This window comes from uncultured Marinococcus sp., assembly GCF_947493875.1.
Taxonomy (GTDB): Bacteria; Bacillota; Bacilli; order Bacillales; family Marinococcaceae; genus Marinococcus.
The window spans coordinates 284,452-304,162 of the sequence record NZ_CANLSU010000004.1; the positions used below are offsets into that span (position 1 = coordinate 284,452).

At 47.1% G+C, this 19,711-nt stretch carries 21 protein-coding genes and 4 tRNA genes; 2 read left to right on the forward strand and 23 right to left on the reverse strand.

All coding sequences use genetic code 11. The features are described 5' to 3' along the window. Nucleotides 1–7 precede the first annotated feature (7 nt). A complete protein-coding gene (locus Q0757_RS09700; protein ID WP_298786742.1) occupies nucleotides 8–496 on the forward strand; it encodes a glutathione peroxidase in 489 nt (162 codons plus the stop codon). 57 nt (nucleotides 497–553) lie between these two features. Here Q0757_RS09700 and Q0757_RS09705 read toward each other — a convergent pair whose 3' ends face one another. Both Q0757_RS09705 and Q0757_RS09710 read right to left on the reverse strand, forming a co-directional pair. After that, the gene (locus Q0757_RS09705) at nucleotides 554–1,396 is read right to left on the reverse strand and encodes an aldo/keto reductase (protein WP_298786744.1); all 843 of its coding nucleotides are present in this window, start codon (nucleotides 1,394–1,396) and stop codon (nucleotides 554–556) included. Next, nucleotides 1,393–2,082 (reverse strand): uracil-DNA glycosylase, encoded by a 690-nt coding sequence (locus Q0757_RS09710; RefSeq protein ID WP_298786746.1) that lies wholly within the window; start codon nucleotides 2,080–2,082, stop codon nucleotides 1,393–1,395. The genes Q0757_RS09705 and Q0757_RS09710 overlap by 4 nt, the downstream gene beginning before the upstream one ends. A 200-nt stretch (nucleotides 2,083–2,282) precedes the next feature. Here Q0757_RS09710 and Q0757_RS09715 point away from each other — a divergent pair, with 200 nt between their 5' ends. Next, nucleotides 2,283–2,555, forward strand: a complete 273-nt coding sequence (locus tag Q0757_RS09715; protein ID WP_298786748.1) for a DUF4190 domain-containing protein — start codon at nucleotides 2,283–2,285, stop codon at nucleotides 2,553–2,555. Between the two features lie 85 nt (nucleotides 2,556–2,640). Here the strand turns inward: Q0757_RS09715 and rlmH are convergent, their stop codons facing one another. The 21 genes from rlmH to rpsF all read right to left on the reverse strand — a co-directional run bounded on the left by rlmH (nucleotide 2,641) and on the right by rpsF (nucleotide 19,655). Beyond that, nucleotides 2,641–3,120 (reverse strand): 23S rRNA (pseudouridine(1915)-N(3))-methyltransferase RlmH, encoded by a 480-nt coding sequence (gene rlmH / locus Q0757_RS09720; protein ID WP_298786749.1) that lies wholly within the window; start codon nucleotides 3,118–3,120, stop codon nucleotides 2,641–2,643. Nucleotides 3,121–3,185: 65 nt separating this feature from the next. After that, nucleotides 3,186–3,350, reverse strand: coding sequence for a CxxH/CxxC protein (locus tag Q0757_RS09725; protein ID WP_298786751.1), 165 nt, complete (start codon nucleotides 3,348–3,350; stop codon nucleotides 3,186–3,188). A gap of 123 nt (nucleotides 3,351–3,473) precedes the next feature. After that, nucleotides 3,474–4,730 carry a S1C family serine protease gene (locus Q0757_RS09730; RefSeq protein ID WP_298786753.1) on the reverse strand — a complete coding sequence of 419 codons (1,257 nt, stop codon included), beginning with the start codon at nucleotides 4,728–4,730 and terminating at the stop codon, nucleotides 3,474–3,476. A gap of 213 nt (nucleotides 4,731–4,943) precedes the next feature. Then, nucleotides 4,944–5,738, reverse strand: a complete 795-nt coding sequence (locus Q0757_RS09735; RefSeq protein WP_298786755.1) for an MBL fold metallo-hydrolase — start codon at nucleotides 5,736–5,738, stop codon at nucleotides 4,944–4,946. An 18-nt stretch (nucleotides 5,739–5,756) separates the two neighbouring features. Beyond that, nucleotides 5,757–6,680: a two-component system regulatory protein YycI gene (yycI, locus tag Q0757_RS09740; protein WP_298786756.1), complete on the reverse strand. Its 924-nt coding sequence runs from the start codon at nucleotides 6,678–6,680 to the stop codon at nucleotides 5,757–5,759. A gap of 1 nt (nucleotide 6,681) precedes the next feature. Beyond that, nucleotides 6,682–8,046 carry a YycH family regulatory protein gene (yycH, locus tag Q0757_RS09745; RefSeq protein WP_298786757.1) on the reverse strand — a complete coding sequence of 455 codons (1,365 nt, stop codon included), beginning with the start codon at nucleotides 8,044–8,046 and terminating at the stop codon, nucleotides 6,682–6,684. Next, nucleotides 8,043–9,893 (reverse strand): cell wall metabolism sensor histidine kinase WalK, encoded by a 1,851-nt coding sequence (gene walK, locus Q0757_RS09750; RefSeq protein ID WP_298786759.1) that lies wholly within the window; start codon nucleotides 9,891–9,893, stop codon nucleotides 8,043–8,045. The genes yycH and walK overlap by 4 nt, the downstream gene beginning before the upstream one ends. Before the next feature lie 3 nt (nucleotides 9,894–9,896). Beyond that, nucleotides 9,897–10,607 carry a response regulator YycF gene (yycF, locus tag Q0757_RS09755; RefSeq protein ID WP_091615232.1) on the reverse strand — a complete coding sequence of 237 codons (711 nt, stop codon included), beginning with the start codon at nucleotides 10,605–10,607 and terminating at the stop codon, nucleotides 9,897–9,899. Between the two features lie 226 nt (nucleotides 10,608–10,833). After that, a tRNA-Phe gene (locus Q0757_RS09760) sits at nucleotides 10,834–10,909 on the reverse strand. Between the two features lie 222 nt (nucleotides 10,910–11,131). Further along, nucleotides 11,132–11,207 (reverse strand) — tRNA-Asp (locus Q0757_RS09765). 189 nt (nucleotides 11,208–11,396) lie between these two features. Continuing rightward, a tRNA-Glu gene (locus Q0757_RS09770) sits at nucleotides 11,397–11,471 on the reverse strand. 5 nt (nucleotides 11,472–11,476) lie between these two features. Beyond that, nucleotides 11,477–11,552 (reverse strand) — tRNA-Lys (locus tag Q0757_RS09775). Between the two features lie 142 nt (nucleotides 11,553–11,694). After that, nucleotides 11,695–12,987 carry an adenylosuccinate synthase gene (locus Q0757_RS09780; RefSeq protein ID WP_298787026.1) on the reverse strand — a complete coding sequence of 431 codons (1,293 nt, stop codon included), beginning with the start codon at nucleotides 12,985–12,987 and terminating at the stop codon, nucleotides 11,695–11,697. A 221-nt stretch (nucleotides 12,988–13,208) separates the two neighbouring features. Continuing rightward, nucleotides 13,209–14,573: a replicative DNA helicase gene (dnaB, locus tag Q0757_RS09785; RefSeq protein WP_022792968.1), complete on the reverse strand. Its 1,365-nt coding sequence runs from the start codon at nucleotides 14,571–14,573 to the stop codon at nucleotides 13,209–13,211. 95 nt (nucleotides 14,574–14,668) lie between these two features. Continuing rightward, nucleotides 14,669–15,112 (reverse strand): 50S ribosomal protein L9, encoded by a 444-nt coding sequence (gene rplI, locus Q0757_RS09790; RefSeq protein ID WP_022792967.1) that lies wholly within the window; start codon nucleotides 15,110–15,112, stop codon nucleotides 14,669–14,671. Beyond that, nucleotides 15,109–17,079: a DHH family phosphoesterase gene (locus Q0757_RS09795; protein ID WP_298786765.1), complete on the reverse strand. Its 1,971-nt coding sequence runs from the start codon at nucleotides 17,077–17,079 to the stop codon at nucleotides 15,109–15,111. The genes rplI and Q0757_RS09795 overlap by 4 nt, the downstream gene beginning before the upstream one ends. Before the next feature lie 12 nt (nucleotides 17,080–17,091). Continuing rightward, nucleotides 17,092–18,030 carry a YybS family protein gene (locus tag Q0757_RS09800; protein ID WP_298786767.1) on the reverse strand — a complete coding sequence of 313 codons (939 nt, stop codon included), beginning with the start codon at nucleotides 18,028–18,030 and terminating at the stop codon, nucleotides 17,092–17,094. Between the two features lie 250 nt (nucleotides 18,031–18,280). Beyond that, nucleotides 18,281–18,418: a hypothetical protein gene (locus tag Q0757_RS09805; RefSeq protein WP_298786769.1), complete on the reverse strand. Its 138-nt coding sequence runs from the start codon at nucleotides 18,416–18,418 to the stop codon at nucleotides 18,281–18,283. A gap of 152 nt (nucleotides 18,419–18,570) precedes the next feature. After that, nucleotides 18,571–18,807, reverse strand: a complete 237-nt coding sequence (gene rpsR, locus Q0757_RS09810; protein WP_022792963.1) for a 30S ribosomal protein S18 — start codon at nucleotides 18,805–18,807, stop codon at nucleotides 18,571–18,573. Nucleotides 18,808–18,851: 44 nt separating this feature from the next. Beyond that, nucleotides 18,852–19,340 (reverse strand): single-stranded DNA-binding protein, encoded by a 489-nt coding sequence (ssb, locus tag Q0757_RS09815; protein WP_022792962.1) that lies wholly within the window; start codon nucleotides 19,338–19,340, stop codon nucleotides 18,852–18,854. A 27-nt stretch (nucleotides 19,341–19,367) separates the two neighbouring features. Then, nucleotides 19,368–19,655, reverse strand: a complete 288-nt coding sequence (rpsF, locus tag Q0757_RS09820) for a 30S ribosomal protein S6 (RefSeq protein WP_022792961.1) — start codon at nucleotides 19,653–19,655, stop codon at nucleotides 19,368–19,370. Nucleotides 19,656–19,711 lie beyond the last annotated feature (56 nt).

Consider the following 19,711-nt stretch of genomic DNA (forward strand, 5'->3'; position numbering starts at 1 on the left):
CAAATATATGACTGCCGGCATTTACAACATCGACGCCGTCCAGGCCGATGGCACAGAAAAAAAGCTGAACGAGTACAAGGGAGAGGTGCTGCTGATTGTCAACACTGCTTCCGAATGCGGATTCACCCCGCAGTACGAAGAATTGGAGGAGCTGTATCAACGCTACAAAAACCGTGGTTTTCAGGTGCTCGGCTTTCCTTCGAACGACTTTGGCGGCCAGGAGCCGGACACAATTCAAAATATTACAGAATTCTGCGAAACCAATTACGGGGTCAGCTTTGATATTTTTGATAAGGTCCATGCCAAAGGAAACGAAAAACACCCGCTGTTTGACTGGCTCCTGGAGCAGACCAGCCCGGACCGTGAGATCGAATGGAATTTTGAAAAGTTCCTTGTTTCCCGCCGCGGCGAAGTTCTCGGCAGCTTCAAAAGCAGCACAAAGCCAACCGATCCGCAAATAACGGCCATGATTGAAACAGGCCTTCAGCAATCTTAAGAATGGAGAACATAAAAAAGCAGCCGGCATATCCGCTATACCGGCTGCTTTACTTCGTTATTTTGTCGTTGATGCGTAATCGAACTCATCCGGGTGCAGACCGTAACGGGCATTTTCATTCATGCCGTTGATCGTATCCATATCCTTCGTATCGAGTTCAAAATCGAATACTTCTGCATTGGACCGGATCCGTTCGGCTGTAACAGATTTAGGAATAGATACAACCTTATTTTGAAGCGCCCAACGCACTAGAACCTGTGCCGGTGTCTTGCCGTGCTTATCAGCAATTTCCTTCACCGCATCATGGTCAAGAAGGTCCCCTTTGCCAAGCGGTCTCCAGCCTTCAAGCTGAATATCATGGCTTTGGCAGTATTCCAGCAGTGCTTTTTGGAAAAGGCGCGGGTGAAACTCCACCTGGTTCAACATCGGTGTAATTTCTGCCGTTTTCAGCAGTTCTTCAAGATGCTGGTCGGTAAAGTTACTGACTCCTATCGCACGCACTTTGCCGTCTTTATAAAGCTTTTCGAGTGCCCCCCATGTTTCCTTGAACTTTCCAGGAACCGGCCAATGGATCAAATAAAGGTCCACTACATCGACGCCGAGTTTTTTACGGGAGCGCTCAAAGGCTTCCAACGCTTCGTCAAAGCCATGTTCGTTATTCCAGAGCTTTGTGGTAATAAATAATTCATCACGCGGCACTCCGCTTTCCTGAATCGCTTCTCCGACGCTTTCTTCGTTGTCATAAAAAGAAGCGGTGTCAATCGAGCGGTAGCCTGCCTCCAGGGCGGTTAAAACAGCATTTTTTACTTCATCGCCTTTTTCCGCCTGATAGACGCCAAGGCCCAGCCACGGCATTTTTACTCCGTTTGCTAACGTTGTTACAGATGTTTGAATACTCATGTACGATCTTCCTCCTCTGTTGGAATACACCAGTCAATTTCCGGACGGCCCGCTTCTTTTAAAAACTGATTTGCTTTTGAAAACGGGCGGCTTCCGAAGAAGCCTTTATTGGCCGAAAACGGACTCGGGTGTGGTGATTTAATGACTAAATGGTGTTCATTTGTAATAAGCTCTTCCTTTGCCTGAGCATGACGTCCCCACAAAATAAAGACAACAGGATACTCTTTTTCATTTGTCTGCCGTATTACTTCATTTGTGAAGGTTTCCCATCCTTTTCCTTTGTGCGAATTTGCTTCTCCTTTTCGCACCGTAAGTACTGTATTCAGCAGAAGCACTCCCTGCTTTGCCCAGGAAACGAGAGATCCGTGACCCGGTTTTTCACAGCCCAGATCTTCTTCCAGCTCTGCATGAATGTTTTTCAGCGATGGCGGGATGGAAACATCCGGGTTTACTGAAAAGCTTAGCCCGTGGGCCTGCTTTGGGCCGTGGTAGGGATCCTGACCGAGAATAACCACCTTTGTATTCTCATAGCCTGTATAATGCAGCGCGTTAAAGATGTCGTGCATGTCAGGATACACGGTTTTCTCCTGGTATTCCTTTTTTAAAAACTCCCGCAGCTCCTGATAGTACTCTTTATCGAATTCCTTTTCGAGTACAGGAGCCCAGTCATTCTGCAGAATTTCCATAGCCGCGTCGACTCCTTCGCCTGCTGATTTCTTTCACTAAATGCTCTACGTCATTAATATCCTTTTTTTAGAAAGGTCAAACGTAAGGAGTCCTGGAATTGTCAATAGAATGCCACGCCTATTGATTGTTTTTACTGCATGGCCGCGTTACGATAAAATTAACATTAACGTGAGTCAGGAAAGCGAAGGAGCGGCAGGCCATGAATGATACTAATACAGCGGTAAAACAGCCGAGCAGCATTAAAGCCATCATTTCTTTAGTACTAGGTTTTGATGCGTTTATTTTTCTTGTAATTCTTTTTCCCTTCAGCCTGATCTTCGGCATTATTGGGCTGTGGGTAGGTATTAAAGCATTAAAGGATATAAAAAACAATCATTACCGCGGCAGAAAAGCAGCTTTGGCTGGAGTAATTTTCAGCTTAATTGGAATGATAACAGGAGCTGTTATTACGTTTAATGTATTCATATTGTAATAAAATATCGGCGCCGGCAGGCCTGAAAACTCCTGCAGGCGCCGAATTTTTGTGCCGAAAATAAAAAGCGCTTTTTACATTCCTTTTATTTATGATAAGGACTCCCAGCATTAATCTGGACTGCACGGTAGATCTGCTCTGTAAGCATCAGGCGTATTAATTGGTGCGGAAAAGTTAATGCGGAAAACGACCATTTAAAATCAGCCCGTTTTAACACTTCCCCAGATAGACCGAGAGAGCCGCCGATGACAAAAACGATGGTGCTCGTTCCCTGGACGGCCAGATCCTGGAAGGTTGCAGCCAGCTGTTCAGAAGAAATCATTCTGCCTCCCGGATCGAGAGCAATCACGTATCCACGTTCGGGAATCTTTTTGAGAATGCGCTCACCCTCTGTGTCCTTTACCTGCTCATTTTCCTTCTCACTGGCCTGCTCGGGTGTTTTTTTATCCTTTACTTCAACAATTTCCACTGAGCCCTGCCTGCTCAGTCTTTTTTTATATTCTGCGATTCCTTCATTGATAAATGCTTCTTTGCATTTTCCGACAGCGACAATTAATATATTCACAGGTCTTATCCCCCTCCAAATTATTTTTCCACAGAAATTGTCCACATATTCACAAGTAAAATATCCTAAATTGTCACAGCAAATTCTGCTTTTTCTTTACAATACTCACAGGCTGTGGACATTTTTTGGTTTTCATCCACAATATTATCCACAGACGGGGCCCTCCCCTCTCCTTTTTCCACTGCGTCATCCAACGCTTCTTCTATATGCTCTCTACAGCACTGTATCAACGGTTTACCCTTCTTTCTTCATGCAAATTTTTCCGCATTTATTGTAGCATATCTTCTCTTTATTTCGTTCATGTTTATATTTATCCACAAAAAAGGGCCTTCTAACGAAGGCCCCTGAATGCTTTATTCACCTGTGGATGCGGTCTGAGTTAATTCTATCTCCGCCGTCTGCTTTTCTCCGTCCCGGTAATACGTTATGGTGACTGTATCCCCGATCTCGGCACTATTATACAGATACTCCCGGAGATCGCTGCCTCCCTGGATCTCTTCACCGTCAATTTGAGTGATTACATCGTTTTGTTCAAGCCCTGCTTTCTGCGCATCAGAGTTTGGCTGAACCTGGGTCACGTACACTCCGTGATCTACATCTTCAGGAAGCCCCAGCTCCTCTGTCCAGTTGTAGCTGGATAGTTCAGAAATGGACTGAATAGCTACACCCAGCTGCGGGCGTTCTACTTCCCCGTCCTCTTCTAAATCCTCAATGATCGGCACTGCCACTGACGTTGGAATCGAAAACCCGATGCCCTCCACTGAAGACTGGGCAATTTTCATGGAATTAATTCCAATTACCTGGCCGGAGCTGTTAACTAAAGGACCACCACTGTTACCCGGGTTAATCGCTGCATCCGTCTGCATAACATCTGCTTCCCAGTCATTCTGGCCGTCCCCGTTGTAATCCACAGGAATACTACGGTCTTTTGCGCTGATAATACCTTCAGTCACCGTCCGTGTTAAATCTGTGCCAAGCGGATTCCCAATAGCAATGGCCTGATCGCCCACCTGCAGGTCATCGGAGCTGCCAAAATCAGCTACGCTGTCAATCTGCCCGCCGTCTACTTTTAATACGGCCAGATCGGTATAAGGGTCAGTACCAACAATCTCTGCATCAAGCCGGGTGTCATCCTCCAGACTGATTTCTACAGAGTTTGCTCCTTCCACTACGTGGTTGTTGGTAACAATGAACGCTGAACCATTTTCCTTTTTGTAAATGACACCGGAGCCAGTGCCCTGTTCCACAGAGCCATCCTCCTGTTCTTCACTTCCCTGACTCCCCTGAATACCAGCGTTTTGTGCCTGAACCTGATTAAACACTCCGACTACAGCCCCGGAAACTTCATTTGCCGCCGCTGTCACCGTTCCAGCTTCTGCACTGACTTCTTCTGTAGAGACGTCGGATCCGGAACCATTGTTCGATAAATCCGCCGTCCCGTCGATGGTTTCAGTATTTTCCCCTGAAACAGAATCGTATATAAATGGTGCTGATACTGTCATTACCCCCGCACCAATAATTGCCCCCACAAAGCCTGCGATACCTACATTTCTGCGACTTTTTCTATGCTGCTGGTTTTCCTTTTTTGCGTGGTCATTATAATAACCCATAATCCGACACTTCCTTTTTCATAAGATACCGGGACCTGCTCCAGTGCTTTTGACGCATATTGAAGTAAAGACCCTTTATCATACCCGTCTCGGGTGCCGGGATGTATTTTTATTGTACGAAGAAAAAGCACGCCCCGTCTAGTAAAAGGGCGTGCTTTTGATAATTTTTTACGTTTATGGAGAATACCCCGCAGGTGTACCACATTTCTTAGTTTAGAGCGTATGCAGACTCGTCGGAAGAAAGGGGTCCGTATCATAAAGGTGAAACGTATGGCCTATTCCTGTGTCCTCTTCCTCCAGTACCTGCTTCACCGTCATCCGTGCCAGGTCCTTCATGTTATTGTCCCGGCTTAAATGCGCGAGATAGATTCTGCTCGTCCGTTCTCCGACAATATCAGCGAGCGCGTAAGCGGAATCTTCATTTGACACGTGCCCGGAATCGCCAAGAATACGCTTTTTGACATTCCATGGATAGCGGCCCATACGAAGCAGGTTAATGTCATGATTTGATTCAAAAATGTATGCATCGGCATTCTTGAGCGTGCCTTTAATCTGATCACTGACATATCCCATATCTGTGGCAAGCGCCAGCTTTTTTCCTTCGTGGTGAAACACGAAAAACATGGGATCTGCTGCATCGTGCGAAACGTGGAAAGGCTCAAGCTCAATATTGCCAAATGCAGCAGCCTGGTTTCGGTCCAGGTGAAATTTCTGTTCAAGGGGCACCTTGCCGATAAGCCCCTCCATGGCCTGCCATGTTTTTAAATTGGCATACACCGGCAGTTGGTATTTCCGGCTTAATACCCCGACACTTTTAATATGATCGCTGTGTTCGTGAGTGACTATCAGTGCGTCCAGAGCTGCCGGGTCCACGCCGATCGCATGTAAATTTTCCACTATTTTTTTGCCGCTCAGGCCTGCATCAATCAACAAACGCTGCTTCCCGGTCTGTACGTATATAGCATTGCCTGTACTGCCGCTGGCAAGTACGCTGAACTGCAGTGTCATTCTATCCTCCTGCTTTCTCTATTCATTAGCCGGTGCTTCTTCCCCGTTTTCCGCTGAGCCATTTTCTTCCGGGTCAGAACCATTCTCCGGCACTTCCGGTTCAACCATAATGTCCTCTTCGCTATTATCCTCCATCACCTGCTCCCATGACTGGACGCGCTGGGTTCTGGCATTCACAAGGTACCTGGATTCTCCGTTTACTTCCACAATATACATGGGTGTATATAAATAAACATTTTCTCCCTGAGGGGTAACCTGGTTAAAGTAACCGACGCTTACATCGGTCACCGTATCGTTTGTCTGCAAAATACCATTGCTCGGGTTCCCCAGCGCTTCAATAGCATCCTCTGCCGGGATGGTGCTGTCTGCCGGAGTAGCGTCGAGCTCAAAATACGACTGGCGGAAGCCGACAATCTCGTTTTGATCATTAAACACCAGCTCAAGCTGGGCGGACGTTTCCGGTTTGTAGATTTGTTTATCATCGAATGTCTGGTAATAATACTGCCTGTTTAACTCTTCATCCATCTGTCCCTGCTCATAGTCCTCTGCATTCCAGACATAATTGTTTAAAAAGGAGGCCAGATCCTCGTTCCGGTTATCCTCAGATATTTCCACCGGTTCCTCGAGTGTGGCGCTCATTCCAATCAGTCGTTCATTTGATATATACGTAATGTCATTAATGTTTGAATTGTTTTCTACCTTCTGGGAGCGGCCGCCGCTCTCAAAATCCACATAGCTCGCTTCGAGATGAAGCTGTTCAATCCGGTCCGGCAGATCCTCTTCAGCATAACCGTATAGCCGCTGTTCCGATTCTTCCCCGCCAGTCTGGGAAGCAGAGCTTTCCTGATAGTTAGTCTGCTGCTCTAAGTAACTGGAAAGCAAAAACGTATTAAGAAGCAGGAAAACAACAATAAAAATGGTCTTTGTTCTTGCCCAATCCATTTTATGCTCCTCCTTCTTCGTTATCGTCTCCGCTAAAATCCACCGGTGACCAGCTGCCGTCGCAGCGGACAAACCAACCAGGCTCCATATCGTAATAACCGGAGTTCTCCCCGTTTCTTGAAATGCTGTAGCCGATTTGTATATCTTCAATCAACGAAGAGCTGCACTGCTCCTGCACGGCATCGAGCGTTTCCTCTCCAGTTGGAAGGTCGGTGGAAACGCCGGCATCCCCGGTTCTGACCGGGTTGTTTTCCAAATCAAACAGCGGCCGGGAATATCCACTCGTCTGCGTTCCTACGTTCGACACCTGAATGGAAGCAAAATCACTGCCATTGGAATCCCGGAAAACTGGAAGACCGCCTTTATTCATTCTGAATGTAATCGTCGTTTCCCCGTCCACAGTATTGGAATCATAATACTGGTAATCGTCCGACCAGCCGGCATGATTGTTTACAAACTCGAAGGAGGAAACGAGACTGCTTGTATCATTTCCGTCTGTCTGCTCTGAGTAGGTCGGGTTGGCGTAACGAAGGTAATCTCCGGTGTCATTTATACGCAGCTCTCTCGTGCCGTCTGTGATGACTTCCGACGAATCATAATTGTACGTCTGAAGGTTTTGTCCGTTCCCTTCCGGCAGTAACACCTGCTGAAAGCTGTTGGCTGATAAACTCGTAGAGGCATAGGTGTAGTTCGTTCGGGAGCCCGGATCTTCGGGGATATAAATATGCTTCTCGTACCCGTCTTCATCAGCACTGTAAGTAAGCATACTTTCATGCTCTGAGAGGTATCGTTCGTACTCTATATCGCTTTTATCAAGGCTTGTATTGCTGTTTACGATCACGCCCTGATCATAGGAAACAAACGCAGCATTCAGCTCCTCGCTCCCCGGTGAAGCTGTTAATATTATACGGTCAACCGAACCATCCAGGATACTCGCTGCTTCGTCGTTTTCATCTTCAAAGCTGAATAGTTCATTGATCATCGACCACGACACGGACGATGGAAATACGAATTCCATCGAATATGCTGCTGAAGCTGCGTTTTGGTAAAGCTCGTCATGCTCCAGGTCAGTCGCTGTCGTTTCAGTAATACTTGCCTCTTCGAGCTGCCGGAAGGCCTTATCCAGATCAGATGAAGCCTGATCCTCTGTCATGAGAGCACTTCTTCCATCGGAACGCACTACTCCCTGATTCGGCCGGACAATTTCCGCCGGCTCCCGGGTTTCAGCTATTTCTGTCGTTTCCTGTACGGTTTCGGAGGAATTGACGCTTTCATATTCGGGCTGAAATGACCAGTTCTGCCAGGTAAGAAGCAGACTGCCTACCACTAAAATCGTCAACACCCAGGATTTGATTGTTTCTTTCATGATCCAGCCTCCGCTTTATTAATCACTGAATATGGCAGCGTAATTAATATAGTGGTTCCTTTTTTCCATTCACTGTCCGCCGCAATCCGTCCACCGTGCGCATGGATAAATTCCTTGGCAATCGCAAGCCCGAGCCCGGTGCCGCCGAGGTTTCTCGCTCTCGCTTTATCCACCCGGTAAAACCGGTCAAAAATACGGTGCTGGCTTTCTTTCGGAATGCCTACGCCCTGGTCGCTGATTTCAACATCTACAGCATCGGCACGCGTAAACATCTGCACACTGATTTCCCCGCCATCCGGGGAATATTTCACGGCATTCGAAAGCACGTTATCAAAAACTTGATAAATCCTGTCCTTGTCCATGTCTACGTAAACCGGATAGGAAGGAACCTCTTTATAAAAAGCAATATTTTTATCCTTGTTAATCATTTCAAACCGTTCAATCACCTGATTGATCATTTCAGACAGGTCCACAGTAAAAAAGTCTAAGCTGATCTCGTCACTGTCCATCCGCGAAAGCTGCAGCAGGTCGTTCACGAGCCGGATCATTCGGTCTGTCTCGTTCTGGGTCACCTGTAAAAAGCGGGGACCCAGATTTTCGTCCTGCATCGCCCCGTCTTCGAGAGCTTCCATGTAGCTTTTCAGCGTAGTCAGCGGGGTTCTTAATTCGTGGGATACGTTTGATACGAATTCCCGGCGCTCTCTTTCGATCTTTTCCTGTTCTGTAACGTCATGAAGCACGGTAATCAAGCCGGTAACCGGTCCGTCTTCGTTTCGCACGATTGAAAAGTTGGCCTGCAGCAGAAAATCCTGTTCCTCGCTGCTGAAATCCAGCATGATTGCTTCATTGTAATCATACAAATCGCTCGAGGTCAGTGTCTCTGAGAGGTGCAGGGCTTCTGTAATATATGTGCCTTCCATTTCCTCACTGTTTTTGTTTAACAGCTGCTCGGCGCGTTTGTTCATCAAAATAATGCGGCCGAGTTCGTCAGTGGCTATAACCCCATCTGTCATATGAGTCAGAACCGAGCTTAATTTCTTCCGTTCGTCCTCGGTGCTTGCCTGGCTTTCTTTTAATTTCAACGTCAGCTGGTTAAAGGAATGGGCGAGCTGTCCAATTTCATCGTTGCCGTACACGCGGACTCTCCGGGAAAAGTCTCCCTCTCCCATAATCTTTGCCTGGCGCTGCATATCTGCGATAGGCCGTGTAATCGTGCGGGCAAGCAAAATACCAAGGATCGCGTTTAAAATCAGCACAATAATGCTCGCTGCAATTAAGATACTGCTGATGTCATTTACCAGGCTGTACACGCTCGACATATCAGAACGCACGTACAATACACCCAGAATTTCTCCGTCTTCTTCGATCGGCCGCACAATTAAGCTGACCCTGTGACCGCTGTCCGCGTCCCAACGTACTTCTTCAAGCGTGTTCCCTAATAACGCCCGCTGCACAAGGTCGTCATTTGATTGGTTATTGACGATATCCTGCTCATTTATGTTCGACGTGCCTAAAATAATCTGGTTGGAGCCAATAACCCTGGCTTCCGGACTTGAATGGCCGGGATCATTATTTGCTCCTGAGTTGGCAAACTGGCTTAATAAACTGTCGATATCCTCCTGCACCGTATTATCGTCTTCTCCCCGACTCTGTGCCAGTTCTTCCTGCACATTATACTCCAGAAGATCTGTCTGCTCGGCGAGCGTATCATTAAAATTTTCCACGAGCGTGTCTTCAAGGGCGCTCGTGAAAAATACGGTAATGAACTGCATCGCTACAAAAATCAGCAGCACGAAGATCAAAATGAGTTTAAAATGAATCGATTTGAAAAAATCGATAATTTTCATACATTACTTCTCCTGTTCTGGATGTTTTAAGTAGTACCCAACACCACGTCTTGTCACAATCCACTCAGGGAAGCTCGGATTGTCTTCTACTTTCTCTCTCAAGCGACGTACTGTTACGTCCACGGTACGTACGTCTCCAAAGTAATCGTAGCCCCACACGGCCTGGAGAAGATGCTCTCTTGTCATTACCTGGCCAATATGCCGGCCGAGATAAAGAACCAGTTCAAACTCACGGTGCGTAAGATCTATCGGCTCGCCGCGTTTTGTCACTAAATACGCGTCCGGATCTACAAGGAGGTCACCAATTTTTATAGCATTCTGCGGCTCAGTGCTGCCTTCTTCTGCCGCCGGCTGCTTTCTGCGAAGATTGGCTTTTACTCTGGCCAGAAGCTCCCGGTTGCTGAATGGTTTGGTTACATAATCATCTGCTCCGAGCTCGAGACCGAGCACCTTATCGATTTCCCCGTCCTTAGCCGTTAACATGATGATTGGCATATCAAACCGCTTCCGGACCTCTCTGCATACCTCCATGCCGTCCTTGTTTGGAAGCATGACGTCGAGAAGAATCAGATCCGGACCGAAATTATCCACCTTTTCTAAAGCTTCATCGCCGTCATATGCACAAACAACCTGAAACCCTTCCTTTTGAAGATTAAATTCCAATATATCAGCAATTGGCTGTTCATCATCGACTACTAATATTTTCTCATCCATGTTCCCACCGCTCCATTCCTCAAATGTGAAAAGACACAAATTCAGTCATCTATGTGTAGTAACACCCTGCACAGGTATGCCTCTTTATGTTTATTGCAAAATGTTTAAGAGGATTACAATTCTCTTTCACATTGTAACACAGCTCTTTATCTGTTCCTATCGAGGCCTGAAGCCTGTGAAAAAAGCGCCTGGACGTCAATGTCCAGGCGCTGGTTATTTTATAAAGTGGTGGCTCGAGACGGAATCGAACCGCCGACACGAGGATTTTCAGTCCACTGCTCTACCGACTGAGCTATCGAGCCATATTAAGAGAAATGCTTTTGCTTGAGTGCTGCTCTTGCTTTTGGAGCCACTGTCCTTACCCTCATTCTTTGCTTATTCGAAGAAGCAATTCGGGACGGACAACTCGCAGAACATTCGGAGAAGTATTGCTTGTTGCTCTACCGACTGAGCTACCTGGCCATATTAAGAGAAATGCTTTTGCTTGAGTGCTGCTTTATCGTGCGTAAACCGGAAAAATAAAATGGCGGGCCTGACGGGATTTGAACCCGCGATCTCCTGCGTGACAGGCAGGCATGTTAACCGCTACACCACAGGCCCCTTTTAAAAAGAATACACTGCGCATTTTGTCGTCTGCTGCTCTCGTTCACTGCAGTCACGTACGCTTTGTACGTTCCTTTGCTCTCTCCCTGGCATCCTCAACCTTCTGGTGTCTTCTTTCCAAAAGGAGTAGGGGGAGAATACACTGCGAATCTTGTCGCCTGTTCATTTTCTGTCTGATAAAGAAAATGGTGACCCGTACGGGATTCGAACCCGTGTTACCGCCGTGAAAGGGCGGTGTCTTAACCACTTGACCAACGGGCCTTTCATGGTGAGCCATGGAGGATTCGAACCTCCGACCCTCTGATTAAAAGTCAGATGCTCTACCAACTGAGCTAATGGCTCCTGACAAGAAGAAATTGTCGCTGTGGATAACGACAACATGAGTAATATTATCACGTCACAGATGCAATTTCAACTAGTTTTATATGAAAAAAACGATTAGTTGAAAAAAGCATCCGCCTCTATGGCAGATGCTTAGTGAATTCTATTGGATCGCCCATACGCCACGAACCATATTTGTCTGATTCCGGTCCGGTCCTACCGAGAAAATGCTGATAGGAATGTTAGTCAGCTGAGAGATACGTTCAATGTAATGACGGGCGTTTACCGGAAGGTCTCCGAGCGACGAAGCACCGGTGATGTCCTCTGTCCAGCCCGGCAGCTCTTCATAAATCGGCTCGCATTCTGCAAGTACCTTCAGGCTCGCAGGGAATTCTTCCATAATTTCTCCACGGTACTTGTAGGCTTTGCATATTTTGAGCGTTTCAATACCGGTGAGAACATCAATGGAATTTAAGGATAAATCGGTGATACCACTCACTCTGCGGGCATGACGCACGACTACGCTGTCGAACCAGCCAACACGGCGGGGCCGTCCGGTCGTAGTCCCGTACTCGTTTCCGACTTCACGAATCTGATCCCCGGTTTCGTCAGACAGCTCTGTTGGGAACGGGCCGTCGCCCACGCGGGTCGTATACGCTTTGGAAACGCCCACCACGTGCTGAATTTTGGACGGTCCTACGCCCGAGCCAATCGTCACGCCTCCGGCGATAGGGTTTGAGGAAGTGACAAACGGATACGTACCCTGATCGATATCAAGCATGACACCCTGCGCGCCTTCAAACAGCACCCGGCGGCCTTTATCGATCGCTTCATTTAATTCTACCGACGTATCGCATACGTACTTCGCAAAGAACTGGCCGTAGTCGTAGTATTCGTCCAGAATATCTTCAAGCTCAAACCCTTCTGCATCATACATTCTCTCCAGCAGGCGGTTCTTTTCTTTCAAATTCCGCGACAGCTTTTCCCGGAATTCATCTTTATCCAGAAGGTCGGCAATACGGATGCCAACGCGCGCAGCTTTATCCATATATGCCGGGCCAATGCCTTTACGGGTTGTTCCAATTTTATTTGTGCCCTTGCTGTCTTCCTCCACGGCGTCGAGACGCAGGTGGTACGGAAGAATAACATGGGCGCGGTTACTGATACGAAGGTTGCTTGTATCCACTCCGCGCTCATGCAGATACTCCAGCTCTTCGACGAGCGCTTTTGGATCAATCACCATTCCGTTTCCGATGACACATGTTTTATTATCGTAAAAAATTCCGGATGGGATTAAGTGCAGCTTATATTTAGTCCCTCCGAAGACGATCGTATGTCCTGCGTTATTTCCACCCTGGTAACGGGCCACAACCTCCGCATTTTCTGATAAGTAATCCGTTACTTTTCCTTTTCCTTCGTCTCCCCACTGAGTTCCCACAATTACTATTGATGACACAGCGTCCACCTCCACAATCTCTCCTGCCGGCACCTTAGGCATATTTTTTTTGCTTATTCCGATAACGTTCACTTGGCTTCATCTAAAGTTTTCATGTACGAATTTTATTATGGAGAAAATCCCTTAGATAGTCTATCAACCACGGCACACAAAGTCAATAAAACACGAACATTAAAAGTTTTATTTGCTTAATTTGTTCGCTTATACAAAAAGCCCAGAGCCTAAGCTCCGGGCGGAATTTGATTATCGTCGTGTCGCCGGTCCAAATTAACGAATTTATTATATTCTTTAATAAAAGCGAGCTCAGCCGTACCAACCGGGCCGTTACGCTGCTTGGCAATAATAATTTCAATGATATTCTGGTTTTCAGATTCCTGGTCATAGTAATCATCACGGTATAAAAACGAGACAATATCGGCATCCTGCTCAATACTTCCGGATTCCCTTAAATCAGACATCATCGGGCGTTTGTCCTGTCTGGACTCCACCCCGCGGGAAAGCTGGGACAGAGCAATTACCGGAACATCGAGTTCACGCGCGAGAGCTTTTAAATTACGCGAGATTTCCGAAACCTCCTGCTGGCGGCTCTCCCCGCCTCTGCTGCTTCCCTGGATCAGCTGCAGGTAATCGATCAAAATCATTCCGATACCCCGCTCCTGCTTCAGACGAAGGCATTTCGCGCGTATGTCGTTCACCCGGATGCCCGGGGAATCATCAATAAAAATGCCGGCCGATGACAAGCTTCCCATCGCCATCGTGAGCTTTTCCCAGTCCTCTTCCTGCAGCGCGCCGGTACGGAGACGGTTAGCATCAATGTTTCCTTCCGCACAGAGCATCCGCTGCACAAGCTGGGCAGCACCCATCTCCAGGCTGAAAATCGCCACATTTTCCTCGGTTTTCGTCGCAATGTTCTGGGCGATGTTTAAGGCAAAGGCCGTTTTCCCCATCGAGGGCCTGGCAGCCACAATGACTAAGTCACTGCGCTGAAAGCCGGCAGTCATATGGTCGAGCTCGGCAAAGCCGCTTGCGATTCCGGTTACATCATTTTCCCGGTTCTGCAGCATTTCAATATTGTCGTATGTCTCAATGAGGACGTCTTTGATGGAAACGAAGGCAGACGAACGACGCTCCTGCGATACTTCCATTATGGTCTTTTCAGCTTCGTTAAGTACTTCCTCTACATCATGTTCTCCACTGTAGCCTTCATTCACTATGTTAGTTGCTGCCCGTATCAGCCGTCGCAGCAGGGACTTGCTGTATACGCCCTGACTGTAATAACCGACATTGGCCGCCGTCGGTACAGCGTTTGCCAGATCGGTAAGATAAGAAAGACCGCCGATTTCTTCGAGCACCTGTTTCGCCTGCAGCTCCGTGCTGACCGTAATAAGATCAACCGGCTCTCCGCGTTCGGACAGCTCAATCATCGTATTAAAAATACGCTGATGCGACTGACGATAGAAGTCTTCCGGCATTAAATGCTCCGTGGCAGTGATGAGCGCTTCTCCTTCTAAAAAGACAGCACCTAAAACAGCCTGTTCTGCTTCAATATTCTGCGGGGGCACCCGTTCTGTGAAAATATCATTCATTGCTTTCACCTCGATAGAACGTGTTGAAAAAAGAGCCTGATTCTTACCCTCTGTTTATGACGGGGAAACAGGCTCTTTATTCATCCACGCAGCTGTTACTCTTCCGTCACGTGTACGTTTACGACAGCTGTGACTTCAGGATGAATCTTGATCGGTACTTTGGTATATCCAAGTGAACGAATTGGCTGGTCAATTTCTATTTTGCGTTTGTCCACTTTCATATTCATGCTTTTCAGCTTTTCAGCAATCTGTTTTGTGGAAACCGCTCCGAACAGACGACCGCCTTCTCCCGCTTTGGCGGTAAGCTCCACGTCCGTTTTTTCAAGCTGCTCCTTAAACTTCTTCGCCTGCTCAAGCTCTTCCTGCTCACGTTCTTTTTGTTTTTTCTGCGTAGCTTCCAGGTCACGCAGATTGCCTTTGCTCGCTTCCACAGCAAGGTTTTTCTTTAATAAATAGTTTCTGGCGTACCCTTCGGATACGTCTGCGACTTCACCTTTTTTCCCCTGGCCTTTAACGTCTTGTTTCAGTATGACTTTCATTCGGATGTGCCCCCTTGCAAATATTCATCAATGGCCTGCTTCAGGCGTTTTTCCGCTTCTTCAATCGTAGCATCGGTCAGCTGTGTTGCCGCGTTCGTTAAATGACCGCCTCCGCCCAAAGCCTCCATTATTAACTGCACGTTCACTTCACCAAGTGAACGGGCGCTGATACTAATTTTATCATCCTGACGCTTAGATATCACAAACGAACCTTTGATATCGTTCATCGTAAGCAGGGTGTCGGCTGCCTGGGCGATTAAAATCTGTCCGTACATTTCGTCTTCCGCCGCGGCAGCAACAGCCATACCGTCCCGGTAAACTTCCGCCCGTTCAATGAGGTGCGACCGTTCGACGTATTGATCGAGATCTTCTTTTAACAGCATCTGCACCATAGTCGTATCGGCACCGTGCATTTTTAAAAATGATGCTGCATCGAATGTTCTCGATCCTGTCCGGATGGCGAAGCTTTTCGTATCCACAATAATGCCTGCAAGCATCGCTGTTGCTTCAAGCACATCCATACTGAGCTTTTTCGGCTGATACTCCAAAAGCTCTGTTACAAGCTCGGCGGTGGATGAAGCGTACGGCTCCATGTATACAAGCACCGGATCTTCAATAAACTCTTCTCCCCGGCGGTGATGGTCAAGAACAATCGTACGATTCACGCGGTCAATCAGCCGCGGCTCGATAACCATGGATGGCTTGTGCGTATCCACAACGACAAGCAGCGTATGCTTTGTCACTTCATCCATTGCTTCTGACGGCGTAATAAATTGAGACCAAAGGTATTCATGGTTTTCGATTTCTTCCATGAGCTTTTTCACATCCGGGTTAATTTCATCCGGATCCACGACGACATAGGCATCTGTGTTATTTACTTCAGCGATTTTAAGCACACCAATCGCAGCACCAATCGCGTCCATATCCGGATTTTTGTGCCCCATCACAATAACCTGGTCGCTTTCAAGGACAAAATCCCGCAGGGCGTGGGAAATAACCCTGGCGCGTACCCGGGTGCGCTTTTCAACAGCATTGGACTTCCCGCCGTAAAAGCGCACTTTCCCGTTCGCCTCCTTGATGGCTACCTGGTCGCCGCCGCGTCCGAGTGCAAGATCGAGACTGGACTGGGCCAGCGAACCAAGCTCCTGCAAAGACGGCTCCCCAGCTCCGATACCAATACTCAGGGTGATGGTCACCTTCTCTTTACTCGTGATATCACGTACGTAATCGAGCAGTTCAAATTTCGTCTGCTCGAGATGGTTGAGGGCATCCTGGTTCATGACAGCCATAAACCGGTCTACAGCGATGCTGCGCAGTAAAATGTCATGATCCCCTGCCCACTCATTCAAAGCGGTAGTCACATGACTCATCAGCCGGCTTCTTGTCTGATCATCCATGCCCTGGGTAACTTCGGTGAAGTTATCTAAATAAATAAATGCAACGACTGATTTCTCTTTTTGGTACATGGCCTGAATGTCTGTCGTTTCAGTCATATCAAAGAAATACAGCAGCCGCTCTTCGCTGTGAATATACACGGTATAATGACGATTTCTCATCGTTAAGTGTATTTCGCTTTCCCCCTGCTTAATCGCTGCAGCCAGACGTTCAGACACAGTACCGATCGGCTTTCCCATGAATTCTTTCGGCAGATAGGAAAGGATGAAGGGGTTCGCCCACTGTATTTGATAATTCTTATCATACAGCAGGATGCCAATAGGCATCTCAGTAACCGCTTCTTCCCCTGCCTTGTTCACACGGTGGGTCAGCGTAGATATATACCGTTCAAGCTCTTTTTCAAATGAACGCTCTGCCTGAATGACATAAATAGCCAAAGCTCCGAGCAGGATAAATCCTACCGCCCCTATTTCCCATTGAAACCAGGTGAGAAAGGCAAGTGCTATTCCGGCTAATATGAACAATCCGACGATATGATAGCCGTACCACCGCCGTATTAAAAACTTCGGCATGTAACTCAACCCCTACTTCGTGTCGGTTTGAATGCGTTGCTTCAAGTTTAGACCTAAATCTATTATACCTAAAATGCGGGCTAAAAATAATGCTATTGTTGATAATAATATACTCCCGACGATAATGAGAACCCCGTAGTATTTTGGATAGGATTTAGCATGCAGAAAATAAAAGATCACAGTAAAGCCCTGAATTGCCACAGCCAGCTCCAACAGGGGAAAAAGGTTCATGACAACTATATACATAGCTGTTCCTTCTTCAAGCCCGATCAGAATAAATATAGAACCCGTCAAATAATACCATATGAGTGATCTCGGAAAGCTCCAGTTTCGAAAAGCCGGAAACTGCTGATAGTCCATCCGGACACGCTTCAAAATAACATGAGCGAACACCTGGGTTATAAATGAAAGAATAATGCCTGTACCAATAAGGAGCACCGGGCCGATATATTGAATCAGCGTGACCATTTCTGCTAAAGCATCCAGATTTGAGGTATCCTGACCGATGCTCTCCATCATGCTTCTCGCCTGGGAGATAGAGTCATTCAATGTTTGCTGGATTAATTGAATCGGATCAATATTAAATAGAAGAACCGAACTTAAATAAAATAAAACCAGGCCGATTATATACGCCACAGTACCTGCAGCAAAAACGGCAAACGCCGGCTTCTTTTGATGAATAAGCGCACCTGCCGCAATCCCGCCGAGACCGAATATCAATGCCGTCGGAAAACCAATTCCGCCTGTAAACAGAGTGGCAAGCAGCGCACAGACGATAAACATAAAAATGCCCGGCTTCCATCCGTTTCTTGCCACAAAAATAATAAACGGAAGCGGCATCGCTATCGTTAATATACTGCCCACGACCGGCACAAAGATCAACAGCAGTACCAGCACCAGGAAAACCGCGCTAAAGACGGCTGCTTCTGCGACACTTCTAGCGTTTTTCACTTCACGTTCACCTCATTTACAAAGGCAGTCAAATAAATGTGCAGCAGCCGCCCGATTGCTTTTACTCCGACATTATCCCAGTGCTGCCTTTATCCCTTCGTTTTCATGGAAATTCCATTCGTTCATTTTAGCTTATTCCTTTTCAAAAAGAAAGACGAACAGCCGAATAGTCAAAGGCTGTTCATATCTAAAAAACGCTGACTACCGTCAGCGCCTTATTCCGTTTATTTATCTGCGGCAGAACTTCTATTTATTCTTCATTTGGCAGCTTGAAAGAAGAATCGTTTGGCACTTCCGCTTCTATGTTTTCATCTTTGGCCTGAATATCGTCCTGCTTCAGTTCTTCAAGCTGTTTATTAATTTTCGTAATATAAGACTGAACGTCCATATGAAGACCTCCTTCCCGGTATATAAAAAGCTTCATTGATTACTTCATTTATACCCCGGGGAGGAAGCAGATTAAACCTGCAGCCAGTTTCCACACAATAAAACACCCCTTCCCAGGCATCCGGCCTGAAAAAGGGTGTTTTAATGCTATCCTTACTGCTCACGCACAAAAGGAAGCAATGCTACGTGACGGGAACGCTTGATAGCGCGGGTCAGCTTACGCTGATATTTCGCACTTGTACCAGTTACGCGGCGTGGAAGGATCTTTCCTCTTTCTGAAATAAACTTCTTCAAGAGCTCTGTATCCTTGTAATCAATATGGGTAATTTTGTTTACTGTGAAGTAACAAACTTTCCGTCTTTTACCTCTACGACGTGCTGCTGCTGCCATTGTTTATCCTCCTTTATAAAAGATTGTTTATGCTCTCAGGGGTTTTAAAATGGCAAATCGTCATCTGAAATGTCGATTGGCTGCCCGTTATCCGAAAACGGATCATCGTTTAAATTGGACGAATCGCGATTTTGCTGGCCTGAACCTGAGCTCTGGCTGTTCTGCTGCTGAGAATAGCCGCCTCCCTGCGAAGAACCTCCGCCTCCGGATGCTCCACGCGGTTCAAGGAACTGTACGCTCTCCGCCTGAACTTCTACTACCGTTACACGACGGCCCTCCTGGTTTTCATAGCTCCGGCTCTGCATACGCCCATCCACACCGGCCAGGCTGCCTTTTTTCAAATAATTGGCCACATTTTCTGCCTGCTTCCGCCAAATGACGCAGTTAAGAAAGTCTGCTTCGCGTTCGCCCTGCTGGTTGGTAAATGGACGATTTACCGCAATGCGAAAGTTAGCGACTGCTACGCCGTTCGGGGTATAACGCAGATCAGGGTCCGCGGTCAGCCGACCGACTAACACGACACGATTTATCATTTAAACCCCTCCTGATTGTTAATGAAATTAGTCGTCGTTACGAACAACTAAGTGGCGGATTACGTTATCATCGATTTTAACCAGACGGTCAAATTCGTTGGTAGCGTCCGCGGTGCCTTTAATGTAGGTTACAACGTAATACCCGTCACGAAAATCGTTGATTTCGTATGCGAGACGTTTTTTTCCTACTTCGTCTACTTTTTCAATTTCAGCGCCATTATCCGTTAAGATTTTGTTGTACCGTTCGATTGTGTTTTTCACACCATCTTCGTCAACATTCGGGCTGATAATGTAAAGTACCTCATAATTCCGCATGCTGCGTCACCTCCTTTTGGTCTTCGGCTCTTTTCCGGTGGAAAAGAACAAGGAGC